The organism is Ruminococcus gauvreauii, from assembly GCF_025151995.1.
GTDB lineage: Bacteria > Bacillota > Clostridia > Lachnospirales > Lachnospiraceae > Ruminococcus_G > Ruminococcus_G gauvreauii.
This window is the reverse complement of sequence record NZ_CP102290.1, coordinates 581,297-594,206: the sequence shown is the minus strand read 5'-3', so window position 1 is coordinate 594,206 and position 12,910 is coordinate 581,297. Positions and strand designations below refer to the sequence as shown.

General features: G+C 48.4%; 13 protein-coding genes and 1 tRNA gene. 11 read left to right on the top strand and 3 right to left on the bottom strand.

Going from position 1 to position 12,910, the window contains the following annotated elements; all coding sequences use genetic code 11:
• Positions 1-382: 382 nt before the first annotated feature.
• The 8 genes from NQ502_RS02880 (at position 383) to NQ502_RS02845 (ending at position 7,748) form a co-directional block, all read left to right on the top strand.
• Positions 383-1,702, top strand: a complete 1,320-nt coding sequence (locus tag NQ502_RS02880) for an aspartate kinase (protein ID WP_028529226.1) — start codon at positions 383-385, stop codon at positions 1,700-1,702.
• 115 nt (positions 1,703-1,817) lie between these two features.
• Positions 1,818-2,513 (top strand): UMP kinase, encoded by a 696-nt coding sequence (pyrH, locus tag NQ502_RS02875; protein WP_083963366.1) that lies wholly within the window; start codon positions 1,818-1,820, stop codon positions 2,511-2,513.
• Between the two features lie 25 nt (positions 2,514-2,538).
• Positions 2,539-3,090 (top strand): ribosome recycling factor, encoded by a 552-nt coding sequence (gene frr / locus NQ502_RS02870; protein ID WP_028529224.1) that lies wholly within the window; start codon positions 2,539-2,541, stop codon positions 3,088-3,090.
• A gap of 221 nt (positions 3,091-3,311) precedes the next feature.
• Positions 3,312-4,037, top strand: coding sequence for an isoprenyl transferase (locus tag NQ502_RS02865; RefSeq protein ID WP_028529222.1), 726 nt, complete (start codon positions 3,312-3,314; stop codon positions 4,035-4,037).
• Positions 4,019-4,810, top strand: coding sequence for a phosphatidate cytidylyltransferase (locus NQ502_RS02860; RefSeq protein ID WP_028529221.1), 792 nt, complete (start codon positions 4,019-4,021; stop codon positions 4,808-4,810). The genes NQ502_RS02865 and NQ502_RS02860 overlap by 19 nt, the downstream gene beginning before the upstream one ends.
• Before the next feature lie 13 nt (positions 4,811-4,823).
• Complete coding sequence (gene dxr / locus NQ502_RS02855) at positions 4,824-5,966, top strand: 1-deoxy-D-xylulose-5-phosphate reductoisomerase (RefSeq protein WP_028529220.1); 1,143 nt, start codon at positions 4,824-4,826, stop codon at positions 5,964-5,966.
• A complete protein-coding gene (gene rseP, locus NQ502_RS02850) occupies positions 5,950-7,254 on the top strand; it encodes an RIP metalloprotease RseP (protein ID WP_242830278.1) in 1,305 nt (434 codons plus the stop codon). Before dxr ends, rseP begins: the two co-directional genes overlap by 17 nt.
• 17 nt (positions 7,255-7,271) lie before the next feature.
• Positions 7,272-7,748, top strand: a complete 477-nt coding sequence (locus tag NQ502_RS02845) for a heme-degrading domain-containing protein (RefSeq protein ID WP_028529218.1) — start codon at positions 7,272-7,274, stop codon at positions 7,746-7,748.
• Positions 7,749-7,813: 65 nt separating this feature from the next.
• Here the strand turns inward: NQ502_RS02845 and NQ502_RS02840 are convergent, their stop codons facing one another.
• The 3 genes from NQ502_RS02840 to NQ502_RS02830 all read right to left on the bottom strand — a co-directional run bounded on the left by NQ502_RS02840 (position 7,814) and on the right by NQ502_RS02830 (position 10,362).
• On the bottom strand, positions 7,814-9,079 hold the full coding sequence (locus tag NQ502_RS02840) for a peptidoglycan-binding protein (protein WP_028529217.1): 1,266 nt from the start codon (positions 9,077-9,079) through the stop codon (positions 7,814-7,816).
• A 115-nt stretch (positions 9,080-9,194) separates the two neighbouring features.
• A tRNA-Leu gene (locus tag NQ502_RS02835) sits at positions 9,195-9,278 on the bottom strand.
• 142 nt (positions 9,279-9,420) lie between these two features.
• Entirely contained in the window at positions 9,421-10,362 is a 942-nt protein-coding gene (locus NQ502_RS02830) for an L-lactate dehydrogenase (RefSeq protein ID WP_028529216.1), read from the bottom strand.
• A gap of 349 nt (positions 10,363-10,711) precedes the next feature.
• On the opposite strand from NQ502_RS02830, the gene NQ502_RS02825 reads away from it, so the two are divergent.
• The 3 genes from NQ502_RS02825 (at position 10,712) to NQ502_RS02815 (ending at position 12,904) form a co-directional block, all read left to right on the top strand.
• Positions 10,712-11,077, top strand: coding sequence for a CidA/LrgA family protein (locus NQ502_RS02825; RefSeq protein WP_028529215.1), 366 nt, complete (start codon positions 10,712-10,714; stop codon positions 11,075-11,077).
• Positions 11,074-11,772, top strand: a complete 699-nt coding sequence (locus tag NQ502_RS02820) for an LrgB family protein (protein ID WP_028529214.1) — start codon at positions 11,074-11,076, stop codon at positions 11,770-11,772. The genes NQ502_RS02825 and NQ502_RS02820 overlap by 4 nt, the downstream gene beginning before the upstream one ends.
• Positions 11,773-11,896: 124 nt before the next feature.
• Positions 11,897-12,904 carry a deoxyguanosinetriphosphate triphosphohydrolase gene (locus tag NQ502_RS02815; RefSeq protein ID WP_028529213.1) on the top strand — a complete coding sequence of 336 codons (1,008 nt, stop codon included), beginning with the start codon at positions 11,897-11,899 and terminating at the stop codon, positions 12,902-12,904.
• The last annotated feature ends 6 nt before the right edge of the window (positions 12,905-12,910 follow it).

Genomic DNA, 12,910 nt, shown 5'->3' with positions numbered 1-12,910 from the left:
GATCAGGCAGTTTAACAGGAAAATCATGGCCGGTGAAACCGTAGATTACGGGATCACCGGTCATTTCTCATGTTTTCGTTACTATTCACAGCCCACCACCCACATGCGCATTCGTCGCCTCTTTGAGGCTCCAGTCTCGCTCCTTACGGAGCTAAGACTGCTTATGTGGGTGGAGTTCCTGCTTCGCAGGTTTGATATGGATGTACAGTCATCCTCTTACATGCAAGCATGACGAGTCTGCCTATATATCCATATCAGCTGTGAATAGTAACATGTTTTCACATGTTTTGGCGCATATTGGCTTGACTTTGCGGAAAAATTACGCTAAATTGTTTTTTAGCAGTCAAACTGGATTTTTATATACAAACCGGAGGAGAATACCATGAAAAAAGTAGTGAAATTTGGGGGAAGTTCGCTGGCCAGCGCAGAACAGTTTCAAAAGGTCGGCAATATCATTCACGCAGATAAAGACAGAAGATACGTAGTGCCGTCAGCGCCGGGAAAACGCTTTTCCGAAGATATCAAAGTGACGGATATGCTGTACGATTGCTACCGTGCAGCCGAGAGCGGCAAGGATTTTTCTAAAAAATTACAGAAAATACAGGCGCGTTACCAGGAGATCATCAGCGGATTGAAACTGGAACTGTCACTGGATGAAGAGTTTGAGCTGATTGCCCGGAATTTTAAGGAACAGGCGGGAGAAGATTATGCGGCATCCAGAGGTGAATATCTGAATGGTATCGTGATGGCGAATTATCTGGACATGGAATTTATCGATGCGGCAGAAGTGATTTTCTTTGATGAGAATGGAAACTTCGACGAGGCAAAAACGGATAAATGCCTGTCCGAACGTCTGGAGGGTGTGGAATTTGCGGTAATCCCCGGATTTTACGGGAAGCGCGCAGACGGAGTCATCAATACATTCTCCCGCGGCGGGTCGGATATCACCGGTTCGATTGTGGCGAAGGCCGTTAAGGCTGATCTCTATGAAAACTGGACGGATGTTTCCGGCTTTCTGGTAACTGATCCCCGTATCATCGCAAACCCGGAGACGATCGGAACCATTACTTATAAAGAACTGCGAGAACTCTCTTACATGGGTGCAACGGTTCTGCATGAGGATGCGATCTTCCCGCTGAGAAGCGCGGGAATTCCGATCAATATCCGCAATACCAACCGTCCGCAGGACAGCGGGACAATGATCGTGGAGAGCACCTGCAGCAAACCAAAGTATACAATCACCGGAATCGCTGGCAAAAAGGGATTTGCCTCCATCAATATTGAAAAAGATATGATGAATTCAGAGATTGGGTTTGGCAGAAAAGTCCTCCAGGTATTTGAAGAAAACGGCATCAGCTTTGAACATGTTCCTTCCGGCATTGACACGATGACCGTATATGTACACCAGGATGAGTTTCAGGAAAAAGAGCAGAGCGTGATCGCAGGGCTGCACCGCGCAGTACAGCCGGATACGATCGAGCTGGAGTCTGATCTGGCACTGATCGCTGTTGTGGGGAGAGGCATGAAGCGCAACCGCGGGACAGCGGGAAGAATCTTTTCTGCGCTGGCACACGCGCATGTAAACGTAAAGATGATCGACCAGGGATCCAGTGAGCTGAACATCATCATCGGTGTTGAGAACCGTGACTTTGAAGCTGCGATCAAGGCGATTTATGATATTTTTGTGACTGTGTGCATCTAAGATAAGATCACTAAAGGGCGGGGAGCTGTTCACCTGCCCTTTTTTCAATTAATACTACCCAAACAGAAAAAAAGTTGATATAATGGGAATTATAAAAAGTACAAGGAGTATCCCTATGAAAAGAGTGTTACTTAAATTAAGCGGAGAGGCTTTGGCCGGGGATAAAAAAACCGGATTCGATGAAGCCACTGTGACCGAGGTCGCCAGGCAGGTTAAGATACTGTGTGATGAGGGTATTAAGGTTGGCATCGTGATTGGAGGCGGTAATTTCTGGCGGGGAAGAAGCAGCGAGAATATTGACCGCACGAAAGCTGACCAGATCGGAATGCTGGCAACAGTGATGAATTGCATTTATGTTTCTGAAATTTTCCGCTCACAGGGTATGCAGACATCGGTACTGACACCCTTTGAGTGCGGTTCATTTACAAAATTATTTTCTAAAGACCGCGTGAATAAATATTTCGATCACAATATGGTCGTGTTTTTTGCAGGCGGAACGGGTCATCCGTATTTTTCCACCGACACGGCGACTGTGCTGCGGGCGGTAGAGATTGAGGCGGAAACAATCCTGTTGGCGAAAGCAGTAGACGGAGTCTATGACAGTGATCCGAAAGACCATCCGGATGCCGTGAAATATGATGAGGTGAGCATTCAGGAAGTGATCGATAAGAAACTGGCGGTTGTGGATATGACAGCTTCTATTCTCTGTATGGAGAATAAGATGCCGATGATCGTCTTTGGATTGAATGAAAAAGACAGCATTGTCAATGCTGCACACGGAATCATCACCGGAACGAATGTAACGGTTTAGAGAAAATAGCAGGAGGAAAGAAGACATGGATGAGAGAATTCAGGTGTATGAAACAAAGATGGGAAAGACATTGTCCAATCTGGAGGGAGAACTCGGTACGATTCGCGCCGGACGTGCAAATCCGCATGTGCTGGACAGAATCGTGGTAGACTATTATGGAACCCCGACCCCGATCCAGCAGGTTGCCAATGTGACGGTGCCTGAGGCAAGGATGATCCAGATCCAGCCGTGGGAAGCTAATATGGTAAAAGTGATAGAAAAGGCGATCATGACTTCTGATCTGGGAATCAATCCGACAAACGACGGAAAACTGATCCGTCTGGTATTTCCGGAGCTCACGGAGGAACGCAGAAAAGAACTGGTAAAGGATGTTAAGAAAAAGGGCGAGGCAGCCAAGGTTGCTGTCCGCAATATCCGCAGGGATGCCAATGATGCGATGAAAAAACTTGCAAAACAGGATGTCTCCGAGGATGAGATCAAAGAGCTGGAAGATAAAGTCCAGAAGATGACAGATAAATATATCAAGGAGATCGATGGAGCAATCGAAGTAAAATCCAAAGAAATTCTTACGGTATAATGATTGCACAGAGTGCAATCCACAGCAACCGCGTTGCTGTACCGCTGCTACGCAGCGGATTATACCCGGCAGGCCACGGCTTGAAAAACAAATATCCCTGCGGGCTGCTTGTTTTTCTGCGCACGTGGTATAAAGAGGTGAGGGGCACCGCAGCATGGAAAGGATCCGTGGTCCGGTGTCCTTTTTACGCAATATGAAAAGAGTGAGAGGAGACTTATCGCATGAATGTACCGAATCATATAGCGATTATCCTGGACGGCAATGGCAGGTGGGCAAAGAAAAGAGGAATGCCCCGGAGTTACGGACACGTAAAGGGATGTGAAAATCTTGAGACAATCTGTGAGGCTGCAAAGGAACTGGGCGTAAAATATCTGACGGTCTACGCATTTTCCACGGAAAACTGGAAACGATCAAAAGAAGAGGTAGACGGTCTGATGCGGTTGTTTCGGAATTACCTGAAGAAATGTCTGAAGATATCCAGGAAAAACGATATGCAGGTCCGCGTTATCGGCGATTATACAGCGTTCGACCAGGATATCCAGGACAGTATCGTAAAACTGGAAACGTTTTCTAAAGATTTTCAGACACTCCACTTCCAGATTGCATTGAACTATGGGAGCCGGGACGAGATGCTGCGGGCAGTGAACCGTATGCTTGCGGATCAGAAAGAGGGACGGCTTCAGGGAGAGATAACCGAAGAAATATTCTCGGGCTATCTGGATACAGCAGGTATTCCCGACCCGGATCTGATGATCAGAACCAGCGGAGAGCTGCGGTTATCCAACTATCTTCTATGGCAGATGGCATATACGGAGTTTTATTTTACGGATGTCCCATGGCCGGACTTCAATAAAGCAGAATTAATACGGGCAATCGAAAAATATAATGATAGAGACAGAAGATACGGCGGTGTGAAGGAGGAGAGCACATGTTCAAAACAAGACTGATCAGCGGCATCGTGCTGGTACTGGCAGCGCTTCTTACGATTTCAGGCGGAGGGCTTGTTTTATTTGTAACGCTGCTTGGGGTTTCCGTGATCGGCATGGATGAACTGATGCGCGCCATGAAAGTTCGTACTGAGAAAGTGTGTCTTTTGGAACTGACCAGCTGTCTGATGATCATCGGATATTATCTGATTCTCTACTTTGAGCAGGAAGAATATCTGCTGCCGGTACTTCTTGCCGGTCTGGTGTTGAATATGTTTGTCTATGTGTTCACGTATCCGAAATATCATGCGAATCAGGTCATGGCTGCATTTTTTTCGGCAGTCTATGCGGGTGTCATGCTGTCTTATATCTACCAGACCAGAATGATGGAAGAGGGAGTATTTCTGGTGTGGCTGATCTTCATCTGTTCCTGGGGGTGTGACACGTGTGCCTATTGTGTCGGAATGCTGATTGGAAAGCATAAGATGGCACCTGTCTTGAGTCCGAAGAAATCGGTGGAGGGGGCAGTCGGGGGTGTTGTGGGTGCAGCACTTCTGGGCGCTGTCTACGCGGTTATCGTCAAAACAGGTATATTAGAATACGCACTGATCTGTGCAGCGGGAGCGCTGATTTCCATGGTTGGGGATCTGGCTGCTTCTGCGATCAAAAGGAATCAGGAGATTAAAGATTACGGAACTCTCATACCGGGACACGGCGGAATCATGGACCGGTTCGACAGCGTGATTTTTACGGCGCCTGTGATCTATTATCTGGCGCAGCTTCTGATAGGATAAAAGGAGTTATATGATGAAAAAAATTGCAGTTCTGGGTTCTACAGGCTCAATCGGCACGCAGACCCTTGAGGTCGTGCGGGAGCACCGGGATATTGAGGTGGTTGGGCTGAGTGCGGGCAGGAACATAAAGCTTCTGGAAAGCCAGATCCGGGAATTCAAACCAAGAATAGCGGTTGTCATGGCTGAGAAGGATGCGCGTGACCTGCGGGTCGCTGTGGCAGATCTTTCTGTGGAAATCCTTTCCGGAATGGAAGGTCTGATCGCCCTGGCTCAGATGGAAGAGTCGGATCTGCTGGTAACGGCTGTTGTCGGCATGATTGGCTTGAAACCCACGGTTGCCGCGATTTGTGCGGGCAAAGATATTGCACTGGCGAATAAAGAGACACTGGTGACGGCGGGACATCTGATCATGCCTCTTGCCAGAGAAAATGACGTCTCCATTCTCCCGGTAGACAGCGAACACAGCGCTATTTTTCAGGCGCTTCACGGAGAAAGCCAGCGGGAGGTCAGCCGGCTTCTGATCACAGCATCCGGAGGACCGTTCCGCAATAAGACCAGAGAAGAACTGGAACATGTCCGGGTGGAGGATGCACTGCGCCATCCAAACTGGGCAATGGGTCAGAAGATAACAATAGATTCTGCAACTTTGGTAAATAAAGGACTGGAAGTGATGGAAGCCAGATGGCTGTTTGATATGCAGCTTTCGGAAATACAGGTAGTCGTTCAGCCGCAGAGCATCATCCACTCCATGGTGGAATTCCAGGACGGCGCGGTGATAGCACAGATGGGGACACCGGATATGAAGATACCGATTCAATACGCCCTTTATTATCCCCGCCGGAGAAGCCTTCCGGGGGAGCGTCTGGATTTCCGGAAGCTTAAGGAAATCACATTTGAGGAGCCTGACACCAGTGTGTTTCGCGGTCTTCCGCTCGCCATCCGTGCTGCGCGGGCGGGGGGAACCATGGCGACGGTGTTTAATGCGGCGAATGAACGCGCTGTAGCAAAATTCTTAAGGCGTCAGATACGTTTTCTGGATATTTATGAGATTATCGAAGAAGCTATGAACAGACATCAGGTGATGGAACATCCGGATATTGAGGAGATCCTGACAGCGGAACAATTGACTTACGAATGGATTGAAAGCAGGTGGTAATATTAAGATTTTCATAGCGATTGTGATTTTCAGTATTCTGATACTGTTTCACGAACTGGGCCATTTTTTACTGGCTAAGAAAAATAAGATTGTGGTAGAAGAGTTTTCTCTGGGCATGGGTCCGCGGCTTTTCAGCTTTACGAGGGGGACAACACAGTATTCCCTGAAGCTGCTGCCGTTCGGCGGCTCCTGTATGATGAAAGGGGAAGACGGAGAGGATGAGGAAGAGGGCTCGTTTAACCATGCTCCGGTCTGGGGACGGATCAGTGTGGTTCTGGCAGGGCCGGTCTTTAACTTTATCCTGGCTTTTGTTCTGGCTGTTATCGTGATCGGGATCGTCGGATACGATCCGGCAGAGATCATTGGGTTTCCGGAGGATTCTCCGGCTCAGGAAGCGGGGCTGCTCGAGGGTGATATCATCAAGGAGATCAATGGCAGTCATATCGATGTCGGCCGGGAGATTTATAATTATGAGACCTTTAAAGGGCTGAAAAACGAGCCTATGACACTTCTGGTCCAACGTGACGGAGAGGAGCTTGAGATCTCCTATCAGCCGTACCACCAGACACGTTATATGCTCGGGTTCAATTATGTGGCGGATAACACCCCTGCACAGGTGACTTCGATAACGCTGAATCTTCCGCTCCATAAAGCGGGCATGCTGGCCGGAGATATCATCACGTCGGTGGACGGCAAAGAGGTTGCCAGCGGAGAGGAGCTGGCGGCATATTTTGATGAACATCCGCTCGAAGACCTGCCGGTCACACTGACGTATGAACGCGAGGGAAAAGAGAAGAGCGCAGAGGTCACACCGGTCAGACATACCAATGTCAGTCTTGGATTTTATTATAATATGGCCCGTGAAAAGACAAATCTGCCCGGCATCATAAAATACGGGGCCATTGAAGTAAAATACTGGATTAAGACGACGGTACAAAGTCTTGGAATGCTGGTTACCGGTAAGGTTACGGTCAATGATATGTCGGGCCCTGTGGGCGTGGTAAATGTCATTGGGGATACGTATGAGGACAGCAAATCAGAAGGTGCACTGATCACATGGCTGAGCATGTTCAATATCATGATTCTGCTTTCGGCAAATCTGGGAATCATGAACCTGCTTCCGATACCGGCGCTGGACGGAGGACGCCTTGTCTTTCTGGTCATAGAAGCGATCCGTGGAAAGGGAATTCGGCGGGAAACAGAAGGAATGATCCACTTTGTGGGTCTGATGCTCCTGCTGGCGCTGATGGTTTATGTGACTTTCCATGATATTACAAGATTATTCTAATGAAAAGGGGTTATGATATGGAAGACTTAAAAGAACTGCAGAAGAAATGTGCGGAACAGGAAGAACGGTATCAGTTTTCTTCCTTTTCGAGAGAAGACGCCTGGCGTCTGGGAGAAATGCTGGTCGATGCGGCGAAAGGATATGACGGCGGCGTCGCAGTCGGCATTGTGCAAAACGGACTGAAGGTATTTCAATTTGTGACTGAGGGGGCGACAAGACATAACACACAGTGGCTGGACCGAAAAGTGAATCTGGTCACGCAGTTCCATAAATCCTCTCTTCATGTCTATACAGACTTTGAGTTAAAAGGCATCACACTGGAAGGGGAACGCCTCGATCCTATGGATTTTGCAATGTGCGGCGGCGGATTTCCTCTTACAATAAAAGGCGTTGGCGTGGTGGGCGCGATAGCCGTATCCGGTCTTCCGCACCTGGAGGACCATCAGGTCATCATCGATGCTCTGCAGAAGTGGTTTTCAACGGCTGAATCATGAGAAAGAGCCTGAGAGCAGCTTTAAGCTGCGCTCGGGCTCAAATTATATCCGTCATTTTGCTTCGTCTAATTTAATTCTGCTATCCTGGTGACACCTACAAAAATTTCCTGAATCTTATACCACGTCGCATAATCAACGATTCCCGTCACGGGCAGCCGGAATGTCCGCTGAAAAGCTTCCACCGCCTCCTGGGTGTTCTCGCCATAAATGCCGTCGATGATGACAGGCGGTATCGCCGTATAGACTTCTGCGATCGTGTTCAGCTGTTCCTGCATCTGCAGCACTTTATCTCCGCTGGCTCCGATCGTCAGATTGTATCCCGGCCAGGAGGAAGGAACCCCTGAAATTTCCTCGGCGGTATTGATGTACATATCATCGCCGTAATAATAACGGAGGATATCGATCGTCGAATACCCCTGATCGCCCAGATACTTGGAACCCCACTGGGTCATCGCATTCGGACACTGAACCCGCTGGCCATCGCAGTATTGTGTCAGGATGGGCTGGCGGACGTTCGGTCTCGACAGATAATTGGCAAACACTTCGTCAACGATGGCGGAGATGTCATCAAAAATATTTCTTCCGTATATCCATTTGTGATCAAAAGCCGTTGATGACGTGATAGTGAAATCATAGCCTTTGTTGCGGTACCATTCTGTGTATACCCGGTTCAGGGTGAATGACATGATGGCAAGCACATTGGCGCGTATGGTGTCGGTAGGCCACGTTGCGTAAATCTCACTGCAGGCTACATTTTTTATATAGTCCCGGTAACGGACATAATAATTCTGGGCTGTTGGATCATCAGGAGCGCCGTCATGGACCACGACGAATTCCGGAACCACAACACGGCTCAGGACGATTTCTCCTGTTTCGTCCATTGGTTTTATTTCATCCTCAGGTATTTTGGGGGGATAGTCTCCGAAAAGAGTGTGCGCTGGGATCACAATCAGCCTGTAGTCATCTATCTGCTGTGAGGGCTGCATACGCACAGGCTGGACAGAGACGACATCCGGAAGAAGTTCCGTACCGCTGATCTCTACGGGTTCATATCCCTCGGCGCGGATGTTCAGGTTGTATTCTGAATAAGGCTGATTCGGCTGGGGCTCCAGACTGTATTCCAGCGGGGGTGTCGGGAGCTCCAGAACGGGAGTCTGGCCGAGAGAATCCGTCTGTACCTCTTCGATCACCTGATCCGGTTCCCCGGTGTAGGATATTCTGATCGTGGCGTTTGCAATCGGGCGGTTTTGCAGTGCGGCATTGACGGTGATCTGAAGTCCGCCTCTGGACAGGGATTCCTGCTGCATGGCCTGCATCGTGGGAAAGTTCATAGTTGCCTCCATAGTTAACCGTTGGTTTAGTATATGCAGCAGGAGGCGTTTATGACAGATGATTAAGTTTGTACAATAAAAAACCTGTATTCAGATGAATACAGGTTTTTTATACTGCGGGAGATGGGACTTGAACCCACACGATCATACAACCACTAGATCCTTAGTCTAGCCTGTCTGCCAATTCCAGCACTCCCGCCTATTCAGTTTTCGGCGCATATTTCTCAGCGCCAACATTGAAAATTATAAATGATAATGCAGAATTTGTCAATAACTTTTACAAATTTTTTTATTTTTTATATTCGCGGAACCGTCTTTGAAACGGTTCCGCGATTAATTTCTTACATTACGTTATTCCAGAATTCCTGCATAGTCTCCGCAGAACGATTCAATGCAGCTTTTTCGTAGTCTTCCATATTGATATTTACCACCTGCTTGATACCGTCTTCATTGACAATACACGGAACACTGATGGCAACGCCTTCCCAGTCACCGAACTCTTCCCCGAGTACGTGGGATACTGCGAGAACGGCATGTTCATTTTTGACTATAGCTTCCACGATCCTGGAGGTAGCCATTGCCACACCGTTATAAGTAGCTCCTTTTTCTGCGATGATCTCTGCTCCGGAGTCTTTTGCTTCCATGGAGATTGCCTTGTAGTCAAGTTTGATACCAAGCTGGCTGGTAAATCCTGTCAGGGAAATACCGCCGATACGGACACGGCTCCATAAGGATACCTGGCTGTCCCCGTGTTCGCCGAGTACGTATGCACAGACATCACTGATGCTGACACCGCATTCTCTGGCGATCAGATAGCGCAGGCGGGCTGTATCGAGAGAGGTTCCTGTTCCGATCACACGTGATGGCGGAAGACCGGTTTCTTTCTGAATAGCCATGGTAAGGATATCCACTGGATTGGATACAACCAGCAGAAGTGGATTGTCTGCATATTCCATGATACTTCTGGCGATGCTTGTAGCGATGGAGATATTTGTCTTAGCCAGCTCCAGACGCGTCTGACCAGGCTTTCTTCCCACACCGGCTGCTATGATGATCAGATTTGCATCGGCACACTCTTCGTATCCGCCGGAACGAACCGTGATCTGATCATAGAATGCAGTACCGTGAGCGATATCCAGAGCACTTCCCTGTGCACGTTTTTCGTTCAGGTCGATCAGGACGATCTCGTTTGCGAGTTCGCGGATCATCAGAGTGTAGGCGATTGTTTCACCTACGTTGCCAGCGCCGATTACTACTATCTTGTCTTTTCTCTTCTTTGCCATTTTGTTTTATTCCCTTTCTGATGTTGTTTGTTTCATGTTGTGGGTAATCTTATGTGCTGATCCAACAAAAAAGTCCTAAATTTCTCTGTTTTTCAAAGAAATACAATTATTTGAAATATACACACATGTGCAATTTCTATATAATACTGGTACATTTTGTTAAAAAAAGCACAATATCGTACAATTCGAGTATTATTATAACGTAAAAAGTAGAGAAATACAATCGAAATCTTGCCATACTGGAGAAAGCGAAAGAAATTACCATAATCGCGCTTTATAAAAAATTATGGATTTTTTTAATGGATCGCAGTATACTCAAGAAGCATAAAAAAGTGAGGAGTGAGTTGAAATGAAATATCTGCGGCAGATTCTGATCATTGGCGGTATTACCTTTGCCGGGGAAATGCTGCATTTTCTGCTACCGATGCCCGTGCCCGCCAGTGTATATGGCATGGCACTTTTATTTTTTTGCCTGTGTCTGCATGTTGTCAAAGAAGAGCAGATTGCCGAGACTGCGGAATGGCTGCTGGCTGTCATGCCGGTGATGTTTATCGGACCGGGTGTCGGTATTATTGATCATTATACGAGTATATCGGACAGTATCGTTCCGTTTACGGCAGTGGTTCTGCTTACAACGGTTCTTGTCATGGGAATTACCGGAGTTACCGTCCAGGGAGTGATGGCGTTGAAGGAAAAACGGAGGAGGAAACGATGAGCAGTGTATTCACCGATTCGGTATATTTTGGATTTTTTTTGAGCCTGGTCACTTATTTCGCGGGAGTCTGGATCAAGCACAGATTTAAGTTCGGCATCTTTAATCCCCTGCTGATATCGATTATCATCATCATCGCGATTCTCAGTGCGGCGCATATTCCATATGAAGATTTCAATCGCGGTGCTGACTATCTGACGTATCTGCTGACGCCGGCGACCGTCTGTCTGGCGCTTCCCCTGTACCGGCAGATCCGCATTATCAGGGAATACTGGCTTGCGGTCACCTGTGGTCTGATCGCGGGATGCGCGGTGACAATGCTTTTGGTCGTCGGAATGTGCAGTGTGCTGCGTATTGATGGGACACTGTGCCGTTCTCTGCTGCCGAAATCCATCACGACAGCGATCGCGATCGGTATATCGGAGGAGATCGGAGGAATTTCACCGGTTACGGTGGCCGCTGTGATTATCACAGGCGTGATGGGAGCGATCGTGGCAAACCTGGTGTTCAGACTGTTCCATATTAAAAATCCCGTCGCACAGGGACTTGCCCTCGGCGCGTCCGCACATGCTATCGGAACGACAAAAGCATTGGAACTGGGGGAGATACAGGGAGCCATGAGTTCTCTGGCGATTGTGGTAAGCGGTATTCTCACGGTGGTCACTGCGCCCGTTGTCGCAGGAATGCTCGGCGCCTGAGGGCGGATGCTGTCAATCAATGAAATTTTGTATTCAACTTCCTGTGAAAATAAAAAGGAAATCACCGATACACGCAGAATAATACTTATAGAAGACATTTTGTCATTCACGATGGAGGGCTGCGATGACAATTCGGGAGATCTTTGAAGAAAAAGAATATAAAGAACTCAGTGCTTATGCATCCCACAGCAGGGAGTCAAAAGGCCGTGAGAGACCGGAAGCAGAATGTGACATCCGGACCGTCTATCAGAGGGACCGTGACCGGATTCTGCATTCCAAGGCGTTCCGGAGGCTGAAGGATAAGACACAGGTATTCCTTGCGCCTCAGGGGGATCATTACCGGACCAGGCTGACTCATACGCTGGAGGTTTCTCAGACAGCGAGGACGATCGCGAAGGCACTGGAACTGAATGAGGACCTGGTGGAAGCAATCGCGCTTGGACATGATCTGGGACATACGCCGTTTGGACATGCCGGTGAGGCTGCGCTCGATGCGGTATGCCCCGATGGTTTTGCACATTACCGTCAGAGTGTCCGGGTCGTGGAGCTTCTGGAAAAAGAAGGAAAGGGACTGAATCTGACCTGGGAGGTCCGGGACGGTATTCTGAATCACAGAACAGCAGGCAGTCCGAATACACTGGAAGGCCAGGTCGTGAGGCTCTGTGACAAGATTTCGTACATCCACCATGATATGGATGATGCGGAGCGTGCCGGGATCATCAGTGAGGATAACATTCCCATCACGATCAGAGTCGTTCTGGGAGGCTCCACCAGGGAGCGGCTGAATTCGCTGATTCACGATATTGTGATCAACAGTTATGGCAAAGACAGAATTATGATGTCGACGGATACAGAGGAGGCGATGAAGACACTTCGCTCCCTGATGTTCACTTACGTGTACAGGAGTCCGGTGGCTAAGAAGGAAGAGGAAAAGGCAAAGCGAATGCTGACAGAGCTGTATCTGTACTATCGGGAGCATCCGATGAGTATGTCCGGGGAGTACCGGAATCTGATCAAACAGGGGGAAGCGCTGGAGCGTGTCGTATGCGATTATATATCCGGCATGTCTGATCAGTATTCGATTGATAAATTTAAGGAAATCTTTGTGCCGCACGGCTGGGATGTAGAGTAACAGGCA

What these genes read in the sequence shown, in the direction of transcription:
- pyrH (WP_083963366.1), top strand. Translation starts at nt 1,818, where the DNA reads ATGAAAAGAGTGTTACTTAAATTAAGCGGAGAGGCTTTGGCCGGGGAT.
- dxr (WP_028529220.1), top strand. Translation starts at nt 4,824, where the DNA reads ATGAAAAAAATTGCAGTTCTGGGTTCTACAGGCTCAATCGGCACGCAG.
- NQ502_RS02865 (WP_028529222.1), top strand. Translation starts at nt 3,312, where the DNA reads ATGAATGTACCGAATCATATAGCGATTATCCTGGACGGCAATGGCAGG.
- frr (WP_028529224.1), top strand. Translation starts at nt 2,539, where the DNA reads ATGGATGAGAGAATTCAGGTGTATGAAACAAAGATGGGAAAGACATTG.
- NQ502_RS02825 (WP_028529215.1), top strand. Translation starts at nt 10,712, where the DNA reads ATGAAATATCTGCGGCAGATTCTGATCATTGGCGGTATTACCTTTGCC.
- NQ502_RS02840 (WP_028529217.1), bottom strand. Translation starts at nt 9,079, where the DNA reads ATGAACTTTCCCACGATGCAGGCCATGCAGCAGGAATCCCTGTCCAGA.
- NQ502_RS02815 (WP_028529213.1), top strand. Translation starts at nt 11,897, where the DNA reads ATGACAATTCGGGAGATCTTTGAAGAAAAAGAATATAAAGAACTCAGT.
- NQ502_RS02830 (WP_028529216.1), bottom strand. Translation starts at nt 10,362, where the DNA reads ATGGCAAAGAAGAGAAAAGACAAGATAGTAGTAATCGGCGCTGGCAAC.
- NQ502_RS02845 (WP_028529218.1), top strand. Translation starts at nt 7,272, where the DNA reads ATGGAAGACTTAAAAGAACTGCAGAAGAAATGTGCGGAACAGGAAGAA.
- NQ502_RS02880 (WP_028529226.1), top strand. Translation starts at nt 383, where the DNA reads ATGAAAAAAGTAGTGAAATTTGGGGGAAGTTCGCTGGCCAGCGCAGAA.
- NQ502_RS02860 (WP_028529221.1), top strand. Translation starts at nt 4,019, where the DNA reads ATGTTCAAAACAAGACTGATCAGCGGCATCGTGCTGGTACTGGCAGCG.
- NQ502_RS02820 (WP_028529214.1), top strand. Translation starts at nt 11,074, where the DNA reads ATGAGCAGTGTATTCACCGATTCGGTATATTTTGGATTTTTTTTGAGC.